Origin of the sequence: Cryobacterium levicorallinum (assembly GCF_004402405.1) — a bacterium.
Taxonomy (GTDB): domain Bacteria; phylum Actinomycetota; class Actinomycetes; order Actinomycetales; family Microbacteriaceae; genus Cryobacterium; species Cryobacterium levicorallinum.
Window position 1 is genome coordinate 94,126 of sequence record NZ_SOFE01000023.1, and the last position, 19,225, is coordinate 113,350.

At 66.4% G+C, this 19,225-nt stretch carries 15 protein-coding genes; all 15 read left to right on the forward strand.

Features of this window, described 5'->3' with window-relative positions:
- Positions 1-81: 81 nt before the first annotated feature.
- Complete coding sequence (pyrR, locus tag E3O11_RS12555; RefSeq protein WP_092449094.1) at positions 82-624, forward strand: bifunctional pyr operon transcriptional regulator/uracil phosphoribosyltransferase PyrR; 543 nt, start codon at positions 82-84, stop codon at positions 622-624.
- Positions 621-1,583, forward strand: coding sequence for an aspartate carbamoyltransferase catalytic subunit (locus E3O11_RS12560; protein ID WP_092449093.1), 963 nt, complete (start codon positions 621-623; stop codon positions 1,581-1,583). The genes pyrR and E3O11_RS12560 overlap by 4 nt, the downstream gene beginning before the upstream one ends.
- Before the next feature lie 4 nt (positions 1,584-1,587).
- A complete protein-coding gene (locus E3O11_RS12565) occupies positions 1,588-2,940 on the forward strand; it encodes a dihydroorotase (protein WP_092449187.1) in 1,353 nt (450 codons plus the stop codon).
- Entirely contained in the window at positions 2,933-3,466 is a 534-nt protein-coding gene (locus tag E3O11_RS12570) for a PH-like domain-containing protein (protein WP_092449092.1), read from the forward strand. The genes E3O11_RS12565 and E3O11_RS12570 overlap by 8 nt, the downstream gene beginning before the upstream one ends.
- A gap of 88 nt (positions 3,467-3,554) precedes the next feature.
- On the forward strand, positions 3,555-4,688 hold the full coding sequence (gene carA / locus E3O11_RS12575; RefSeq protein ID WP_092449186.1) for a glutamine-hydrolyzing carbamoyl-phosphate synthase small subunit: 1,134 nt from the start codon (positions 3,555-3,557) through the stop codon (positions 4,686-4,688).
- On the forward strand, positions 4,688-7,975 hold the full coding sequence (gene carB / locus E3O11_RS12580) for a carbamoyl-phosphate synthase large subunit (RefSeq protein ID WP_092449091.1): 3,288 nt from the start codon (positions 4,688-4,690) through the stop codon (positions 7,973-7,975). The genes carA and carB overlap by 1 nt, the downstream gene beginning before the upstream one ends.
- A gap of 14 nt (positions 7,976-7,989) precedes the next feature.
- On the forward strand, positions 7,990-8,883 hold the full coding sequence (pyrF, locus tag E3O11_RS12585) for an orotidine-5'-phosphate decarboxylase (RefSeq protein ID WP_241994715.1): 894 nt from the start codon (positions 7,990-7,992) through the stop codon (positions 8,881-8,883).
- Positions 8,876-9,796 (forward strand): guanylate kinase, encoded by a 921-nt coding sequence (gmk, locus tag E3O11_RS12590; protein ID WP_092449184.1) that lies wholly within the window; start codon positions 8,876-8,878, stop codon positions 9,794-9,796. Before pyrF ends, gmk begins: the two co-directional genes overlap by 8 nt.
- A 92-nt stretch (positions 9,797-9,888) precedes the next feature.
- Positions 9,889-10,149, forward strand: a complete 261-nt coding sequence (gene rpoZ, locus E3O11_RS12595; protein WP_092107764.1) for a DNA-directed RNA polymerase subunit omega — start codon at positions 9,889-9,891, stop codon at positions 10,147-10,149.
- Positions 10,150-10,173: 24 nt separating this feature from the next.
- Positions 10,174-11,400: a bifunctional phosphopantothenoylcysteine decarboxylase/phosphopantothenate--cysteine ligase CoaBC gene (gene coaBC, locus E3O11_RS12600; protein ID WP_092449090.1), complete on the forward strand. Its 1,227-nt coding sequence runs from the start codon at positions 10,174-10,176 to the stop codon at positions 11,398-11,400.
- 82 nt (positions 11,401-11,482) lie between these two features.
- Positions 11,483-12,676 carry a methionine adenosyltransferase gene (gene metK / locus E3O11_RS12605; protein WP_092449089.1) on the forward strand — a complete coding sequence of 398 codons (1,194 nt, stop codon included), beginning with the start codon at positions 11,483-11,485 and terminating at the stop codon, positions 12,674-12,676.
- A gap of 14 nt (positions 12,677-12,690) precedes the next feature.
- The gene (locus tag E3O11_RS12610) at positions 12,691-14,862 is read left to right on the forward strand and encodes a primosomal protein N' family DNA-binding protein (protein ID WP_166787580.1); all 2,172 of its coding nucleotides are present in this window, start codon (positions 12,691-12,693) and stop codon (positions 14,860-14,862) included.
- The gene (gene fmt / locus E3O11_RS12615) at positions 14,863-15,780 is read left to right on the forward strand and encodes a methionyl-tRNA formyltransferase (protein WP_092449088.1); all 918 of its coding nucleotides are present in this window, start codon (positions 14,863-14,865) and stop codon (positions 15,778-15,780) included.
- Positions 15,777-17,273 carry an RsmB/NOP family class I SAM-dependent RNA methyltransferase gene (locus tag E3O11_RS12620; protein WP_092449087.1) on the forward strand — a complete coding sequence of 499 codons (1,497 nt, stop codon included), beginning with the start codon at positions 15,777-15,779 and terminating at the stop codon, positions 17,271-17,273. The genes fmt and E3O11_RS12620 overlap by 4 nt, the downstream gene beginning before the upstream one ends.
- Before the next feature lie 42 nt (positions 17,274-17,315).
- Complete coding sequence (gene dnaG, locus E3O11_RS12625) at positions 17,316-19,181, forward strand: DNA primase (RefSeq protein WP_092449086.1); 1,866 nt, start codon at positions 17,316-17,318, stop codon at positions 19,179-19,181.
- Positions 19,182-19,225 lie beyond the last annotated feature (44 nt).

The window sequence follows — 19,225 nt, forward strand, 5'->3', positions numbered from 1 at the left end:
CCGGCTCGGGAACGGCTAAGCTAATCCCATTCAGACATCCTTTAATGATCCGTCCTGTGAGACGGGGAAGGAGGTCGGCATTTGGCGCACATTGTGCTCACTCAGGCTGACATCACCCGCGCGTTGACTCGAATCTCCCACGAGATCCTGGAGTCCAATCGGGGCCCGGACGACCTCGTCATCCTCGGCATTCCGACCCGCGGCGTCATTCTGGCCCACCGGATTGCCGAGATCATCCAGCGGATCGAACCGGCCGCGAACCCGGTGCGGGTCGGTTCCCTGGACGTGACGCTGTACCGCGATGACCTCGCGCACGGCCGCACGCGCACCCCCTCGCGCACCCAGATCCCCGGCAGCATCAACGGCGCCACGGTGGTCCTCGTCGACGACGTGCTCTACTCGGGGCGCACCATCCGCAGTGCTCTGGATGCGCTCGGCGACCACGGCCGCCCGAACATCGTGCGGCTGGCCGTGCTCGTCGACCGCGGCCACCGCGAACTGCCGATCCGCGCTGATTTCGTCGGTCGCAACCTGCCCACGGCTGCCGACGAGCGCATCAACGTACACATCGACGAGGTTGACGGCGACGAATTCGTCTCCATCGATGGGCGGAGTGAGCAATGAGGCATCTGCTCTCGACCAAGGACCTCGCCCGCGATGAGGTCATCAACCTGCTCGACATTGCCGAGGACATGGCGGATGTCGGCCAGCGTGAGGTCAAAAAACTCCCGACCCTGCGCGGCAAGACCGTCGTCAACCTGTTCTTCGAAGACTCCACCCGCACCCGCATCTCGTTCGAGGCCGCCGCGAAGCGGCTCAGCGCCGATGTGATCAACTTCAGCGCCAAGGGATCCAGCGTCTCCAAGGGCGAAAGCCTCAAGGACACCGCGCAGACCCTCGCCGCGATCGGCGCCGACGGCGTCGTCATTCGCCACCCGGCCTCCGGCGCCCCCGCGGTGCTCGCCGCCAGCGGATGGATCGATGCCGGCATCATCAACGCCGGCGATGGTACCCACGAACATCCCACCCAGGCGCTGCTCGACGCCTTCACCATCCGGCGCCGCATTCACGGAGCGGCACCCCGCGGCAAGGGACTCGATGACGTCACCGTCACGATCGTCGGCGACGTGCTGCACTCCCGCGTCGCCCGCTCCAACCTATGGCTGCTCACCACCCTCGGCGCCGAGGTCACGTTCGTCGCCCCGCCGACGCTGCTGCCGAGCGATACCTCGCTCTGGCCCGCCCGATTCAGCTTCGACCTGGACGACGCCATCGATGCCGGCCCGGATGTGGTCATGATGCTGCGCATTCAGACTGAACGGATGAGCGCGGCCTTTTTCCCCAGCACCCGCGAGTACTCCCGGGTCTGGGGGCTGGATGACGCGCGATTCGGTCGGCTCGGTCCGGCTAGCATTGTTATGCACCCCGGTCCGATGAATCGCGGTCTGGAGATCTCATCCGCGGCGGCCGACTCCGCCAACTCGACAGTGCTCGAACAGGTCACCAACGGCGTCTCCGTGCGAATGGCCGCGCTCTACTTGCTCTTATCCGGTGACCGGAAGGAATCGAAGAATGCCGATTGACGGAATGGCCCAACGCTGGCTCATACGCGGGGCGACCCTGCCGGACGGCACGAGCACGGACATCCGTTTGGATGGTGCGCGCATCGCTGAGCTGGGAACCGGACTGTCCCAGAGCGGCGCGAGCGTGATCGACGCCGCCGGCCTGGTAGCGTTGCCCGGCCTCGTCGACCTGCACGCCCACCTGCGTGAACCCGGGTACGAGCACAGCGAAACCGTGCTGAGCGGCAGCCGTGCCGCTGCCCGGGGCGGGTTCACGAGTGTGTTCGCCATGGCCAACACTCTGCCGGCCCAAGACACCGCCGGGGTGGTCGAACAGGTGCTCGCGCTCGGCGAAAGCGCCGGATACGTCGACGTGCAGCCGATTGGCGCGGTCACCGTAGGGCTGGCCGGCAAACAACTCGCCGAACTGGGCGCCATGGCGTCGAGTCGGGCCAGGGTGCGGGTATTTTCCGATGACGGATTCTGCGTCTCGGACCCGCTCCTCATGCGTCGCGCCCTCGAATACGTCAAGTCCTTCGACGGCGTCATCGCGCAGCACTCCCAGGAACCACGACTGACCGAAAAAGCCCAGATGAACGAGGGTGCCCTCTCCGGCGAACTCGGCCTCGTGGGCTGGCCGGCCGTCGCCGAGGAATCGATCATCGCCCGCGACGTACTCTTGGCCGAACACGTCGGCTCCCGCCTGCACGTCTGCCACGTTTCCACCGCCGGCTCCGTCGACGTCATCCGCTGGGCCAAGGCCCGCGGCATCCAGGTGACCGCCGAGGTCACCCCACACCACTTGCTGCTCACCGAAGATCTCGTGCGCGGCTACGACGCCCGATTCAAGGTCAATCCTCCGTTGCGCAGCCGTGAAGACGTCGAAGCGCTGCGAGCCGGACTCGCCGACGGCACGATCGACATCGTCGCGACCGACCACGCTCCGCACCCGGCCGAAAGCAAGGACTGCGAGTGGGATGCCGCTGCCAACGGCATGGTTGGGCTGGAATCAGCCCTGTCGGTCGTGCACGCCGCGGTCGTCGCGAACGGAATGCTCAACTGGTCCGACATCGAACGCGTGCTCTCCCGCACGCCCGCTCAAATCGGCCGGATCACCGGTCAGGGCAAACCGATCGCGGTCGGGTCGCCGGCCGAACTGACCCTGTACGATCCCGCTGCCACCCGCGTCTTCGGTCGCGCCGACCTGTCGGGCACGAGCGTGAACTCGCCGTACCTGTCGATGACGCTGCCCGGCGAGGTGCGGGCGACCTTCCACCGCGGCTACGCCACGGTGCTCGACGGAACTGTGCAGGGCGAAATCGCGCGCAGCAACCTCGAAATAGCCGGCCACGCGCGCGGAGTCCCCACCCATGGATAGGTCCATTCCCGCCATCATTACGGCGCTCTTTCTGCTGGGCGTACTCGTACTGATGTGGCGCAGCTGGCACAAGCGCAGCCAACGTGACCGTACGCTCACCGCCGGTTACCCCCGGTCGGAGGGCGGCGCTGCCGCCGACGTGTTGGCGACCGCCGAGGCCTATTACGTGGCCACTACCCCGCGGGATGCCCCGCTGGAGCGACTGGCCATTCCCGGCCTGGGTTTTCGGGCCCGCGCCGCCCTGACCGTGACCGCGCAGGGCATCACCCTCGACCTAGACGGCAACGCGCCCCTGTACGTGCCCGGCGCCGCCATCGACCAGGTCGGTGCAGCGCAGCTCGCCATCGATCGCGTCGTCGAAACCGACGGGCTGGTTCGCCTGAGCTGGCGCCTGAACACGCCCGGCACCGACCGCCGCGACGTTGACAGCTTCTTCCGCATCATCGACCCGAACGATCGAGCCCGTCTCATCGATTCAATCCGAACCATTACGGCCCCGGCCCATCAAGACGAAAGTGAGGCCTGACGTGCCCGACTCGACCGCACCAGACCAGGCAGAAGCATCCGTTGCACTGACGCCCACCTTCTTGGTTACCGACAAGCCCGGCCCGGCCGTGCTCGTGCTCGAAGACGGCCGCCGATTCGTCGGCCGCAGCTACGGGAGCGAGGGGCAGACGCTCGGCGAGATCGTCTTCGCCACCGGTATGACCGGCTATCAGGAAACCCTGACCGACCCGTCCTACGCCGGTCAGATCGTGCTGATGACCGCCCCGCACGTGGGCAATACCGGGATGAACGACGAAGATATGGAATCCAGGCAGATCTGGGTGGCCGGCTTCATCGTGCGCGAACCCGCTCGGATGGCCTCAAATTTTCGCGCCACCCGCACCCTCGACGATGACCTCGAAGCAAATGGCGTCGTCGGCATCAGCGGCATCGACACCCGTGCGATCACCCGCCACATCCGCTCGGCGGGCGCCATGAAGAGTGGAATCTTCTCGGGCGACCTGTTCGGCCTGTCCGACAGCGAACAGCTCGAACGCGTGCTCGGTGAAGCTGCTATGCGCGGCCGCAACCTGTCGCTCGAGGTCTCGACCGTTGAACCCTTCTCCATTCCCGCACAGGGCGAACGCATCGGCTCCGTCGCGGTGCTCGACCTCGGTGTGAAGACCAGCACCCTGACCTATCTCGCCGAACGGGGCTTCGAGGTGCTCGTCCTTCCGCAGTCGGTCACCGCCGAACACGTTCTGTCGCTGAAACCCTCCGCCCTGTTCTTCTCGAACGGACCCGGCGATCCGGCCGCTTCCGACGCCCACGTGGATCTGCTGCAGGAAGTACTCCGTGCGGGCATTCCCTACTTCGGTATCTGCTTCGGCAACCAGCTACTCGGCCGTGCCCTCGGTTTTCGCACCTATAAGCTGCCGTTCGGGCATCGTGGTATTAACCAGCCGGTTCTCGACAAGACCACCGGGCGGGTCGAGATCACCTCGCAAAACCACGGCTTCGCCGTTGAAATGCCGATTGAGGGCGTGCATGACTCTCGCACCGGATTCGGTCGGGTCGAGGTGAGCCACTACAGCCTCAATGACCAAGTGGTCGAGGGCATCCGCTGCCTCGATATCAACGCTTTCTCGGTGCAGTACCACCCGGAGGCCGCCTCCGGCCCACACGACGCCAACCACCTTTTCGATCGATTCAGAGACGTTGTTCTGGCTGCGCAGTCAGCCGTTGCAGGAGAAACCAAATAATGCCCAAGCGCGACGATATCAACAGTGTTCTTGTCATCGGCAGCGGCCCGATCGTTATCGGCCAGGCCTGCGAATTCGACTACTCCGGCACTCAAGCCTGCCGCGTGCTGCGCGAAGAGGGCGTGCGCGTCATCCTGGTCAATTCCAACCCGGCCACCATCATGACCGACCCCGACTTTGCCGACGCGACCTACATCGAACCGATCACGGCCGAAATTCTTGAGACGATCATCGCCAAGGAACGACCGGACGCGATTCTGCCCACCCTGGGCGGGCAGACTGCGCTCAATGCGGCGATCCAGCTGCACGAACGCGGAATCCTCGAAAAGTACGACGTTGAGCTGATCGGCGCGAGCTTCGACGCCATCAACAAGGGCGAAGATCGCATGATCTTCAAGCAGCTCGTGCTCGACGCCGGCGCCGACGTAGCCCGCTCCTTCATCGCCAAGACGGTCGAGGAGGCCGTCGGCTACGCCGAAGACCTCGGCTACCCGCTCGTCGTACGCCCCTCCTTCACCATGGGTGGCCTTGGCTCGGGCTTCGCCTACACCGAGGTGGAACTGCGCCGCATCGTCACCGACGGCCTGCACCACAGCCCGACCACCGAGGTTCTGCTCGAAGAATCCATCCTCGGCTGGAAGGAATACGAGCTCGAAATGATGCGCGACACGGCCGACAACACGGTCGTCGTCTGCTCCATCGAAAACGTCGACCCGGTCGGTGTGCACACCGGCGACTCGATCACCGTCGCCCCCGCGCTGACCCTGACCGACCGCGAGTTCCAGCACCTGCGCGACATCTCAATCGACATCATCCGTGCCGTCGGCGTCGACACCGGCGGCTGCAACATTCAGTTCGCCATCAACCCGGCCGACGGCCGGGTCATCGTCATCGAGATGAACCCGCGCGTCTCGCGCTCGTCCGCCCTGGCCAGCAAGGCGACCGGCTTTCCGATCGCCAAGATCGCAGCGAAGCTGAGCCTCGGCTACCGCCTCGACGAGATTCCCAACGACATCACCGGCGTCACCCCGGCAAGCTTTGAACCGACCCTCGACTACGTCGTGGTCAAGGTGCCGCGCTTCGCGTTTGAGAAGTTCCCGGCTGCCGACCAGCGACTGACCACGACCATGAAGTCGGTCGGTGAGGCGATGGCCATCGGCCGCAGCTTCGCATCCGCTTTGCAGAAGGCCCTTCGCTCGTTGGAGAAGCGCGGATCGAGCTTTCACTGGGGCGAAGAAACCCGTTCTATTGACGAACTGCTCGCCGCCGCCGAGATTCCCACCGACGGCCGCATCGTCACCGTGCAGCAGGCCCTGCGCCGCGGCGCGACGATCGACCAGGTCTTCACCGCGACCAAGATCGACCCGTGGTTCATCGACCAGATCGTGCTGATCAACGAGATCGCCGAGCAGGTCAGGGCTGCCGACCGCCTCGACCGTGACGTGATGATCCTCGCCAAAGACCACGGCTTCTCCGACGCTCAGATCGGCGAGTTGCGCGGTTTCGGCGAAGCGGATGTCCGCACCGTACGTCACATTCTCGGCGTGCGTCCGGTCTTCAAGACCGTTGACACCTGCGCGGGGGAGTTCCCGGCCCTCACGCCGTACCATTACTCCAGCTACGACGACGAGACCGAGGTTGTCGCCAGCGACCGCCGCAAGGTCGTCATTCTCGGCTCCGGGCCGAACCGCATCGGCCAGGGCGTCGAATTCGACTACTCCTGCGTACACGCCTCTTTCGCACTGTCCGAGGCCGGCTACGAGACCATCATGATCAACTGCAACCCGGAGACGGTCTCCACCGATTACGACACGAGCGACCGGCTCTACTTCGAACCGCTCACGCTCGAAGACGTGCTCGAGGTCATCCACGCCGAAAGCCAGAGCGGCGAACTCGTCGGTGTGGTCGTGCAGCTCGGCGGCCAGACCGCCCTGAGCCTGGCCCGCGGCCTTGAAGCGGCCGGTATCCCCATTCTCGGCACCACCCCCGACGCGATCGACCTCGCCGAGGAACGCGGACTGTTCTCGAAGATTCTCGACGACGCCGGCCTGCTCGCGCCGCGCAACGGCACCGCGATCGACTTCGGCGGCGCCGTCGTGGTGGCCGAAGAAATCGGCTACCCGGTACTGGTACGTCCGAGCTACGTCCTCGGCGGCCGCGGCATGGAGATCGTCTATGATTCCCCCTCACTCGCGGACTACTTCACCCGCATGGCCGGGCAGGGAATCATCGGCGCCGGGCATCCGCTTCTGGTCGACCGCTTTCTTGACGACGCAATCGAAATCGACGTCGACGCCATCTATGACGGCCACGAGCTGTACATCGGCGGCGTCATGGAGCACATCGAAGAGGCCGGCATCCACTCCGGGGACTCGAGCTGCACCCTGCCGCCGGTCACCCTCGGTCGGGCCGAAATCGACCGAGTACGCGAAGCCACCCTCGGGATTGCCCGCGGTATAGGCGTGAAGGGCCTGCTCAACGTGCAGTTCGCCATCGGCGCTGGCGTGCTCTACGTACTCGAAGCCAACCCGCGCGCCTCCCGCACAGTGCCGTTCGTGGCCAAGGCCCTCGGCATCACGCTGGCCAAGGCCGCAGCGCTCATTATGGTCGGTTCGACCATCGCCGAGCTCAAGGCCGAGGGCAAGCTACCGCTCATCGACGGCTCCCGGGTTCCGATCGAATCGCCGGTTGCTGTGAAGGAAGCCGTGCTGCCGTTCAATCGGTTCCGCACCCCGGAGGGCCTCGTCGTCGACTCGATCCTCGGCCCGGAGATGCGTTCCACCGGCGAGGTCATGGGCATCGACCGTGACTTTCCGCGGGCCTTCGCTAAGAGCCAGCTCGCGGCGTACGGGGGAATCCCGCTCTCCGGCACCGTCTTCGTGTCGGTCTCCGACCGGGACAAGCGCTCGATCATTCTGCCGATGCTACGCCTGCAGCAGCTCGGCTACGACATCGCCGCAACCATCGGCACCGCCGAGGTACTGCAGCGAAACGGGATCCGTGCGCGCGTGGTGACCAAGTTCAGCGAGAAGGCGGGGGAGGACGACGTCTCAATCGTCGAACTCATTCGCCGCGAAGAGATCCAGATCGTCATCAACACCCCCGGTGGCAGCACCGCCCGAGCCGACGGGTACGAGATTCGCGCCGCCGCCGTGGCCGGAGACCTTCCCCTGTTCACCACGATCGCCGAGCTTAGCGCTGCGGTCGCTTCGATCGATTCGATTCGCGACGGGTTCGAGGTGACCTCCCTTCAGGAATACGCCACGGCCCGCACGGCCCTACTGTGAACAGCGGCCCTACTGTGAACGGCGGCCCTGCGACCGTGCTGTCCTTCGGCGAACGCCTCGAGCGGGTGTTCGCCGAGAGCGGCCAGCTGTGCGTCGGCATCGACCCGCACTCCTGGCTGCTCGACGATTGGAACCTGCCCGACACGGCTGCTGGAGCGGAGTCCTTCGGTCGCACGGTCGTCGCCGCTGCCGCCGGCCGAGTCGGCATTGTCAAACCGCAGGTCGCCTTCTACGAACGATTCGGCTCGGCCGGCTTCGTCGCCCTCGAACGCGTGCTGGCAGATGCACGGCAGGCCGGCCTGCTCGTGATCGGCGACGCCAAGCGCGGCGACGTCGGCACGAGCGCCCTGGCCTACGCGCAAGCCTGGCTCTCGTCCGGATCTCCGCTCGAAGTGGATGCCCTCACCCTCGCCGCGTACATGGGCGTCGGTTCGCTCGACTCGTCACTCACCCTCGCGGCTGCGAACGGTAAGGGAGTCTTCCTGCTCGCCGCGACCTCCAACCCGGAAGCTGCCGACATTCAGCGGGCCATCGTCGCCGACGGGCCCTATGCCGGTTCGAGCGTCGCCCGCGCCATTCTGGACGACGTTGCGGATCGCAACGCGCGGGCAGCATCCGCTCGCCTGACGACTGGTCTGGGATCGGTCGGCGTAGTGCTGGGCGCCACCCTCGACTTGTCATCATTCGGCATTGATCTGCAGGCCGCACCGACCGAATTTCGCACACCGGTGCTCGCGCCCGGCTTCGGACACCAGGGTGGGCATATTATGGATCTGACCGCGATATATGGTGGATACGCCGGAGGGGTTATCGTGAGTGAATCGCGCAGTGTGCTCTCGGCCGGACCCCACCGGATCGAAGAAGCCATTGAGCGCCGAGTAGCCGAAGTAGGTGCCGTCCGTGGCTGAAAACCGTCCCACCCCGCCCGAGGTTGATCGGGTGGCCGCGTCGCGGGCCGCCGTCGCGGCCCGTCGCGCCCGTGCCAAGGTCAAGGCCGAGGTCGCCTCCGGTCAACGCACCGCGCTCGAAGTTCTCGCGACGGCCATCGCCGACCCGATCGGGGTCGAGGGCCGCTTGAGAGTGACCGAGCTGCTCGTGAGTATCCCGGCGATCGGCGTCACCAAGATGCAGCGCATCATCCACCGCCTCGAAATCTCACCGTCCAAGCGCCTCGGCGGCCTCGGCCGGCACCAGCGCGATCGGCTCCGGGATTTTTTGTCCGAACGACCGACCCTGCGCAGGAACATCGCCGACTCCAAACTCATCGTTCTCGCCGGACCCACCGCGGTCGGCAAGGGAACCGTCGCCGGGTACATTCGGGAGAACTATCCCGACGTGCTGCTCTCCGTCTCGGCGACGACCCGCGCGCCGCGCCCGGGGGAGACCGAGGGCCTCAGCTACTACTTTGTCTCCGACGAGGAATTCGACCGCATGGTGGAGGGCGGCGAACTGCTCGAGTGGGCCAAGGTGCACAATGCGTACCGCTACGGAACCCCGCGCGGCCCGGTCGACGCGGCTATCGCCGCTGGCAACAGCGTGCTGCTCGAAATCGACCTGCAGGGTGCTCGCGCCGTGCGCCGAGCCATGCCCGAAGCTCGCCTGGTGTTTTTGCTGCCGCCGAGCTGGGATGAACTGGTGCGTCGGCTGATCGGTCGTGGCACCGAAGATTCGACCGAGCAGGCCCGTCGGCTGGAGACCGCAAAGCTCGAATTGGCCGCCCAGGGAGAGTTCGATTATCGCGTGATCAACCACGATGTCGCCGAGGCCGCTCGCGAGGTCGTAGACTTGATGGAGATCCGCGCTGCCACGAGCCTGTCGTAGCGCCCGTTTCTGTTGAATTCATACGTGTATTACGACACGTATCCGCAAGCTCGCACAGGCCTCAGGCCGTGCTCTATTAGGAGTTGACACCAATGGCGAACAAGCCCACTGGCATCATTGACCCGCCCATCGACGACCTGCTCTCCAAGGTCGACTCGAAGTATGCCCTCGTGATTTTTGCGTCCAAGCGTGCGCGTCAGATCAACGACTACTACGCTGACCTGCACGAAGGCAGCCTGTTCGACAATGTCGGACCGCTCGTCGACTCGACCGTCGAAGACAAGCCGCTTTCCGTGGCCCTGCGCGAGATCAACGACGACAAGCTCGTTTCCCGCCCGATCGTCGAGGCCTAGCCCACAGTTTTTAAAGCGCGCAGGATGAAGACACCTCGCACGATCGTCGTCGGTATCACCGGCGGCATCGCAGCGTACAAGGCCGTTAACATTGTGCGCGCTTTTGTGTTGCACGGCGACTCCGTGCACGTCGTCGCCACCGCGGCCGCCCTGCGGTTTGTCGGTAAGCCGACGCTCGAGGCGATCTCCCGCAATCCGGTGCACACCGACCTCTATGAGGGGGTCGCCGAGGTACGCCACGTGGCCATCGGCCAGGGCGCCGACCTTATCGTGGTCGCCCCAGCCACCGCCAACAGCATCGCCAAGCTCGCCGCCGGCCTCGCTGACGATCTGCTCGGTAATACCATCCTGGCCAGCACCGCGCCGCTCGTGATCGCACCGGCCATGCACACCGAAATGTGGAACAATCCGGCGACCATGGCGAACGTGGCGGTGCTGCGCTCGCGCGGCATCACCATCGTGGGCCCCGGTGTCGGCCGCCTGACCGGCACCGACTCCGGCGCCGGCCGGATGGAGGAACCGGAGACCATCGTTGCGGTGGCCCTGGCCATTCTTGATCGGGAGCCGCCTGCGGGGGAGGCCGCGGCATCCGCTCGGCAGGATCTCGCTGGACGACACGTGCTGATCAGCGCCGGCGGTACCCGGGAACCGCTCGACCCGGTGCGGTACCTCGGCAACCGGTCCAGTGGCAAGCAGGGTGTTGCGCTCGCCCAGGCTGCGCTCGCCCGTGGGGCTCGGGTTACTCTGGTCGCGGCCAACCTCGAGGTGCCGGTTCCGACTGGCGTGTCGTGCGTGCTGGTGGGCACCGCCCAGGAGATGCTGAAGGCCATGACAACGGCCGCTGCATCGGCCGACGTGATCATCATGGCCGCCGCCGTCGCCGACTACCGGCCGAAGAGCGTCCAGCTCGGCAAGATCAAGAAAGACGAGGTCGGCGACACCCTCACGCTCGAACTGGTCAAAAACCCGGATATTCTGGCCGGACTGTCCGCTTCCCGCAGACCGGGTCAGCAGATCATCGGCTTCGCTGCCGAAACCGAAGCGGATGCCGACCGGCTGATCGCGCTCGGCCGCGGGAAAATCGCCCGCAAGGGCTGCGACTTTCTAGTGGTGAACCGGGTCGGCTTGGACGCCGGTTTCGGCACGGAACGTAACACCGTCACGGTGCTCGATCACGGCGGAGTTATAGTGAACGAGGCCTCCGGAAGCAAAATGTCGGTGGCCAATTGCATACTTGACCTGATCGGTTAGCCGCGGCTTCGACAGACCGGCTCCACATTCAACTTCTACGTTTTTTACACGTAGTTCATCAACATCTACAGAGACGGGCCAGATGAGCGATCTTCGCCTCTTCACCTCGGAATCAGTCACCGAGGGTCACCCCGACAAGATCTGCGACCAGATCTCCGACAGCATTCTCGATGCCCTGCTCACCGACGACCCGCACAGCCGGGTCGCCGTCGAGACCCTCGTCACCACGGGCCTCGTGCACGTGGCCGGTGAGGTCACCACCGAGGCGTACGTCGAGATCCCGTTGATTGTGCGCAAGTGCATCACCGACATTGGCTACGACTCGTCGGACGTCTGGTTCGACGGCCGCTCCTGCGGTGTCGAAATCTCCATCGGCGGCCAGTCGCCCGATATCGCCCAGGGCGTTGACAATGCCTTCGAGACGCGCGAGCAGTCCAGCCTCGACGACTTCGATCGGCAAGGCGCGGGCGACCAGGGCATCATGTTCGGTTACGCCACGCGCGAGACGCCCGAACTCATGCCGATCCCGATCTGGATCGCCCACCGGCTGGCCGAACGACTGGCCCTCGTGCGCAAAAACGGCGAGCTCGACTACCTGCGCCCCGACGGAAAGACCCAGGTCACCATCGGCTACGACGGCATCATTCCGCGTACGGTCGAGACCGTCGTGGTCTCGACTCAGCACGCGCCGTCCGTGACCACGGAGCGGTTGCGCGCGGAGGTTGAAGAGCTCGTGATTCGCCCGGTGCTCGCGGGCATCGACCTTGACTCGTCATCGCTGTCGACCCTGATCAACCCCACCGGCCGCTTCGAAATCGGCGGCCCGCAGGGCGACGCCGGCCTCACCGGTCGCAAGATCATTATCGACACCTACGGCGGATCGAGCCGACACGGTGGCGGAGCGTTCAGCGGCAAGGACCCGTCCAAGGTCGACCGCTCGGCCGCCTATGCCATGCGCTGGGTCGCCAAGAACGCAGTTGCGGCCGGCCTGGCCGAGCGCCTCGAGGTGCAGGTCGCCTACGCGATCGGCAAGGCGTCCCCGGTCGGACTCTACGTCGAAACCTTCGGCACCGGCGTACTGCCCGACAAGGAGATCACCTCGGCGATTCGTGCGGTGTTCGACCTGCGCCCGGCCGCCATCATCCACTCCCTTGACCTGCTGCGTCCCATTTACGCGCAGACGGCCACCTACGGCCATTTCGGCAGGGAGCTTCCCGACTTCACCTGGGAGCGCCTCGACAAGGTCGACGACCTGCGCAGCGCCGCCGGCCTCTGAACTCTGGCCTCATCATGACGCACACCGGCCTGGTCGCACGGGTGCTGATCGATTCCCCGCTGCCGCAGCTTGACCACCTGTTCGACTACGGCGTACCCGCCGAACTGGTCGGGCAGGTGGCTGTCGGGGTGCGGGTCAAGGTGCCGTTTCGCTCCGGTGGGCGAGTCGTCGACGCCTATGTGATCGAGCTGTTTGATCCTTGCGTCGAGTCCGCTTCGACAACGGATGCCGCCTACCGGGGCGCGCTCAGCCCGCTTGACTCGGTCGTTTCCACGGCGGTCGTACTCACGCCGGCCGTCTGGAAGCTAGCGCGCCGACTAGCGGATCGGGCGGCGGGGAACGCGAGTGACATCATCCGTCTCGCCGTGCCGCCGCGCCAAGTGCGAGTTGAAAAGGCCTGGCTGGCGGCGCGGGCTGCTGCTGCCGTTGTTCTACCCGTTGCACGGCAGCCTGGTTTCTCGGCCGCTCCGGAGCCTGCCGTCCCGGACGCACCGGTTATGCCAGCCGCGCCTTCCGAGACCGCCGTCCCGATACCGCCACCCGCTTCGGCACCGAACCATCCGCTGGTCGAGCCTGTCGAGACCGCCATTCCGACACCGTCGCCCGTCTCGATTGCCCTGGCGACTCCCGCGTTCGTCGGCTACCCGACCGGCCGCCTCGACAGCGTCATTATGGAGCACCACAGGGTTGCCGTCTCCGCGATCCCCGAACTCACGCAGCTCGACGACGGCACGACCATCGGCCGCTGGGCGCAGACCCTCGCCGAACTCGCCGTCGCCACCCTCGGTGCCGGGCAGAGCGCCATCCTCTGCGTTCCCGACTTTCGCGACCAGGACCAGGTGCAGGCCGCCGTGGCCCAGCTCGCCCCGACCCTGCCGCTGAGCCGGGTCGACGCCCGCCAGCCGAACCCCGACCGCTACCGCGCCTTCCTCGCCTGCCTGCAACCGGAACCGCGCATCATCCTCGGCAACCGCTCGGCCGTCTACGCCCCGGCGCAGGACCTGGGCCTCATCGCCGTCTGGGACGACGGCGACCCGCTCTACACCGAGCCGCTCAGCCCCTACGTGAACACCCGCGACGCGGCCCTGGTGCGTCAGCAGAACACCGAGTGCGCCCTGGTCTTTCTCGGCCATTCGCGCAGCGTCGAAACCCAGCGGCTGGTCGAGCTGGGCTACCTCGCCGACGTGAATCCGGCTGCCGGCCGGCACCCGCGCATTATCCCCACCGACTTTCAATCCGAGCCCGACCAGCAGACCCGCGCAGCCCGCATCCCCTCGGCGGCGTGGCAAGCCGCCCGCGAGGCGCTGGACCACGGCCCCGTGCTCGTGCAGGTCGCGAGCCCCGGCTATGCGCCCATGCTCGCCTGCCAAAGCTGCAAGAAGGCCTCCCGCTGCACGCATTGCCAGGGCCCGCTCGGGCTTAAATCGGCGTCGGCCGTGCCGTCCTGCCGCTGGTGCGGCGCACTCGCGGCCGGTTGGACCTGCGCGCACTGCGAGGGCACCAAACTGCGTGTGGTGACGCTCGGCACCGGACGCACCGCCGAAGAGCTCGGCCGAGCTTTCCCGGGGGCCCGGGTGATCGTCGCCGACGGCGACCACACCATTCAGACACTCGGGGCCGAGCCGGCCCTGGTCATCGCGACCCGCGGCGCCGAACCGGTTCCGACCGGAGGCTATCGCGCCATTCTCATTCTCGATGGCGAACGCATGCTCGCCCGGGAATCCCTGCGCGTCGGCGAGGACTGCCTGCGCTGGTGGGCCAACGCCGCCGCCCTCGCCGCCCCTGGCGCCCCCGTGATCCTCGCCGGAGTCGGCGGGGCGCTCGCCCGCGCGCTCAACGCCTGGCACCCGGACATCTTCGCTGCGAGTGAGCTCGCCGACCGCCGCCAGCTGCGGTTTCCGCCGGCAGTGCGCGTCGCCTCCGTCACCGGAACCGCCGCCGATGTCGACGCCGCCCTCGCTGATCTCGGTGCGGTGGCCGGCCTCGATGTGCTCGGACCAGTCGACACCGCGGCGCCACTGGTTCGTGCGGTAGTTCGATTCGGCTATGCCCGCGGCGATGAGGTGGCCCATGCGCTCAAGGCCGCGGTCGTGCGGAACGCCGCCAAGCGCCGCAAGCCGAAGTCCGGTTCGTTCCAACCGGCACCTACACTTAAAGTTCGATTCGATGACCCGGAGCTGCTCTAAATGAAAATCGTCTTTGCCGGCACGCCGGAGGTCGCCGTACCCAGCCTCACGGCCCTGGCCGGTACCGATCACGAGATTGTGACCGTCATCACCCGAGCGGATGCCCCGCTCGGACGCAAGCGCACCCTCACCCCGTCGCCGGTCGCGCTGGCTGCCGCGGAGCGGGGGTACCCGGTGCTCAAGACCAACCGGCTCGACGCCGAGGCGACCGAGACTATCCGTGCTCTGCAGCCCGACCTCGGCGTCATCGTCGCCTATGGCGGAATCGTGCGCGAACCACTGCTCTCGGTGCCGCGCCTCGGCTGGATCAACCTGCACTTCTCCCTCCTGCCGCGGTGGCGGGGGGCATCTCCGGTTCAGCGCGCCGTGATCGCCGGGGACGAGCTGATCGGTGCTGCCGTGTTCCAGCTGGTGCCCGAGCTCGATGCGGGCGATGTGTTCGGAAGCTTTTCCCGGCCCCTAGGCGTACATTCCACATCGGGAATACTTCTCGACGAGCTCAGCCACAGTGGCGCCGAACTGTTGCTGCGGGTCGTGGGCGAGCTCGCGGCCGGTACTGCCGTGGCCGTGCCGCAGACCGGCGAAGTCACCCTCGCGCCGAAACTGACCAGGGACGACGCGCGCATCAATTTCGACCAGCCGGCAGCATCCGTTTATAGCCGTATTCGCGGCGTGACCCCCGAACCCGGCGCGTTCACCACGGTGAACGGTGCCGTTCTCAAACTTCTCGAGGTCGCTCCGAGCGGCGACGAGCCGAACCTGCCTGCCGGAACTGTTCTGCAGCGTGATACACCAGTGCTCGTGGGCACGCAGACCGAACCTCTGGTTTTGCTGCGCGTGCAACCTGCCGGAAAGACAGCAATGACAGCGAATGACTGGTGGCGCGGAGTGGCAGCAGAATCGGTGATCGCATTATGAGCGACGATCGCACGGGGGGAAGAGGCAATGCCGGCGCGGCGCGTTCTGGCGGGTCGGCTGGCGACAGCGCCGCCGAATCTGCGTACTCTGGCGGTGTCCCGCGCGCGCGCCAGGCCCCGGCCGATTTCGTGCAGCCGGCCCGCCGCATCGCCTACGAGGTGATCGCCGCCGTGCGCGAGTCCGACGCCTACGCGAACCTGTTGCTGCCGACCCGTATTCAGCGTGCCGCTCTCAATACAGCGGATGCCGCCCTCGCGACCGAGCTCACCTACGGCACCCTGCGCATGCAGGGCTTCTACGACCGCGTGATCGCCCTCGCCGCGAACCGTCCCGTCAGCGCGATCGATCCCGCAATTCTCGATGTGCTGCGCCTCGGCGCCCACCAGCTTCTCGCCACGCGGGTCGCCACCCATGCCGCGGTCAACGAATCGGTCTCGCTCGCCAAGCAGGTCGGCTCACGCTCCGCGACGGGATTCACCAATGGGGTGCTGCGCACCATCTCCCGCTCGAGCGCTGAGGAATGGCGCGATCTGGTGCTGGAGGGCTCGGTCAACGCCGATGACCGGCTCGCCGCCGAATTCTCCCACCCGGCCTGGATCGTGCGCGCTTTTCGCAAGGCTCTGCAGGCTGAGGGCCATGAAAGCGAGCTCTCGGACCTGCTCGCCGCCGACAATATGGCGGCCAAGGTCAACATGGTGGCGCTGCCCGGTCTCGCGACCGCCGCAGATCGCGAACGCCTCGGCCTCGCCGACGAGTTCTCGCCGGTCGGTTTCGTGCTGGATTCCGGCGACCCGTACCATCTGGTGACCGCGACGGAAGGCCGCGTTCGGGTGCAGGACGAGGGCTCGCAGATCGCCGCCCTGGCGCTCAGCCGGGCGCGGCCCATCATTCCGGGGGAGCGCTGGCTCGACCTCTGCGCCGGCCCCGGCGGCAAGGCCGCCCTGCTCGCCTCCGAAGCACGCGCCGGGGGAGCTGTGCTCGTAGCGAACGAGCTCGTACCGGCCCGGGCAATCCTCGTGCGCACCGCCCTCGCGGCTCTGCCCGAAACGGTTCCGGTGTGGGAAGTGGATGGCACCACCATCGGCCAGACGCACCCGGACACCTTCGACCGCATTCTGCTCGACGCGCCGTGCACGGGCCTCGGCGCTCTGCGCCGCCGGCCAGAGGCGCGCTGGCGCAAGCAGCCCAAGGACGTTGCCGACCTCGCCGGTTTGCAGTCCGGACTCATCGACGCGGCCCTGCTCGCGCTCAAGCCCGGCGGCATCCTGGCCTATGTGACGTGCTCGCCGCACACCGCCGAGACCCGCGCGATCGTCGCCCTGGCGGTGCGCAAGGCCGGCGGAACCGTGACGGCGCTCGACACGGCTGCCGTCGTGCAGTCGTTCAGCGCCGCCAACCTCGATCTGCCCGCCGGTACCGGCAGCGTTCAGCTGTGGCCGCACCGCCACGGCACCGACGCCATGTTCATCACGCTGCTGCAGCGCGCCCTCTAGCCTCGCGTCGGTGCTGTCGGCGCGCACCGATACAATTTACCTATGGCTGGACTGATTCGACAAAGCGACATCGAAGAGGTCAAGGCCCGTACTAATATCGCGGACATCATCGGTGACTATGTCACCCTGAAGTCCGCCGGTGTCGGTTCGATGAAGGGTCTCTGCCCCTTCCATGACGAACGCAGCCCCAGCTTTCACGTGCGTCCGCAGGTTGGCTTCTACCACTGCTTCGGCTGCGGCGAGAGCGGCGACGTCTATTCCTTTCTGCAGAAGATGGACCACGTCAGCTTCAGTGAGGCCGTTGAGCGGCTTGCCGGTCGGGTCGGCCTCGACCTGCACTACGAAGACGGTTCCGGAGCGGCCCCGGACCACGGCAATCGTGCCCGCCTGCTCGCGGCCAACCAGGTGGCATCCGATTTCTTCATCGACCAGCTCGGCAGCGCGGGCGCTGAGGTCGGCCGGGCGTTTCTGGGGCAGCGCGGTTTTGACGCTGCCGCTGCGACCCGGTTCGGCGTCGGGTTTGCGCCCAAGAGCTGGGACGAACTGACCAACCACCTCCGCGCCAAAGGCTTCACCACCGAGGAACTCACCTTGTCCGGTCTGGTCTCGAGCGGCGATCGCGGCATCTACGACCGTTTTCGTGGGCGCCTGGTCTGGCCGATTCGCGACATCACCGGGCAGACCATTGGCTTTGGAGCGCGCAAGCTGCTCGACGACGACAAGGGCCCGAAATACCTCAACACCCCCGAGTCCCCAGTCTACCACAAGGCTCAGGTGCTCTACGGCCTCGACCTCGCCAAGCGCGACATCTCGCGCAGTCACCAGGTCGTCGTGGTCGAAGGCTACACCGACGTGATGGCGTGCCATCTGGCCGGCATCACCACCGCGGTCGCTACCTGCGGCACCTCGTTCGGCGTCGACCACATTAAGGTGTTACGCCGCGTGCTCGGCGATGATTCCGGTGTCGGCGAAGTCGTCTTCACCTTCGACCCCGACGCTGCCGGTCAGAAGGCCGCCATGCGCGCCTTCAGCGAGGAGCAGCGGTTCTCCGCTCAGACCTACGTCGCGGTCGGCCCGGAGGGCCTCGACCCCTGCGACCTGCGCCTGCAGCGCGGCGATGATGCGGTCAGGAGAATGGTCGACGCGAAGAAGCCGATGTTTGAGTTCATGATTCGGCAGATCCTCTCCCAGTACAACCTCGACACGGTCGAGGGTCGCACGGCCGCCCTGCGTGCCGCAGCCCCCATCGTCGGCGATATTCGCGACCCGGTGCTGCGACCCGGCTACACCCGGGAACTCTCGCGCATGCTCGGCGTCGATATGGGCGAGGTTGCCAGGGCCGTCACCAACGCCCAGCCCGGAGCGCGCTCTTCGGCGAGCGGCGGGCCAAACGCTCCCCGGCATGCCGGCGCGGTCGAAGTGCTGCCGGAGCGCCCATTCTCGCTGGTCGAATTGCCCGGCGACCCGGTCACCCGACTCGAGCGCGACGGCCTCATGGCCATGCTGCAGCGCCCAACGCTGATCGGCCGGGACATCCTCGACAGCGCGGTGCAGACATCCTTTGCGAATAGCTCTCTCGCGGTGGTGCGCGACGCGATCGCCTCGAGCTTGCCGCACTTCGAGGCGCCCGACTGGCTCGATCGCGTCGTCGCGGAGGTTCCGGACACCCTGAAGAACCTTGTTCAGGAGCTCGCCATGGCCAATCTGCCCGAGCGCACCGAGAAAGATGTCACCCGCTACGTGCGCGAGATCACCATCGTGCTCATTGACAAAGACCTGTTGCGCCTCAAGGCCGAATTGCTCGGCCGACTGCAACGAGCGGATGCCAGCGAGACCGAGATATACCGCACGCTCCAGCGCGAACTCGTGCGCGTCGAGGCCGAGCGACGCGCCCTCCGCGACGAGTGACCCACGCGCAACTTCTGAGTCAGTGCATGAGCAACGACTTTGTT

Coding starts and splice junctions, on each gene's coding strand:
- E3O11_RS12570 (WP_092449092.1), top strand. CDS start 2,933: ATGGATAGGTCCATTCCCGCCATCATTACGGCGCTCTTTCTGCTGGGC.
- coaBC (WP_092449090.1), top strand. CDS start 10,174: ATGAAGACACCTCGCACGATCGTCGTCGGTATCACCGGCGGCATCGCA.
- carB (WP_092449091.1), top strand. CDS start 4,688: ATGCCCAAGCGCGACGATATCAACAGTGTTCTTGTCATCGGCAGCGGC.
- fmt (WP_092449088.1), top strand. CDS start 14,863: ATGAAAATCGTCTTTGCCGGCACGCCGGAGGTCGCCGTACCCAGCCTC.
- rpoZ (WP_092107764.1), top strand. CDS start 9,889: ATGGCGAACAAGCCCACTGGCATCATTGACCCGCCCATCGACGACCTG.
- E3O11_RS12620 (WP_092449087.1), top strand. CDS start 15,777: ATGAGCGACGATCGCACGGGGGGAAGAGGCAATGCCGGCGCGGCGCGT.
- dnaG (WP_092449086.1), top strand. CDS start 17,316: ATGGCTGGACTGATTCGACAAAGCGACATCGAAGAGGTCAAGGCCCGT.
- E3O11_RS12560 (WP_092449093.1), top strand. CDS start 621: ATGAGGCATCTGCTCTCGACCAAGGACCTCGCCCGCGATGAGGTCATC.
- E3O11_RS12565 (WP_092449187.1), top strand. CDS start 1,588: ATGGCCCAACGCTGGCTCATACGCGGGGCGACCCTGCCGGACGGCACG.
- metK (WP_092449089.1), top strand. CDS start 11,483: ATGAGCGATCTTCGCCTCTTCACCTCGGAATCAGTCACCGAGGGTCAC.
- E3O11_RS12610 (WP_166787580.1), top strand. CDS start 12,691: ATGACGCACACCGGCCTGGTCGCACGGGTGCTGATCGATTCCCCGCTG.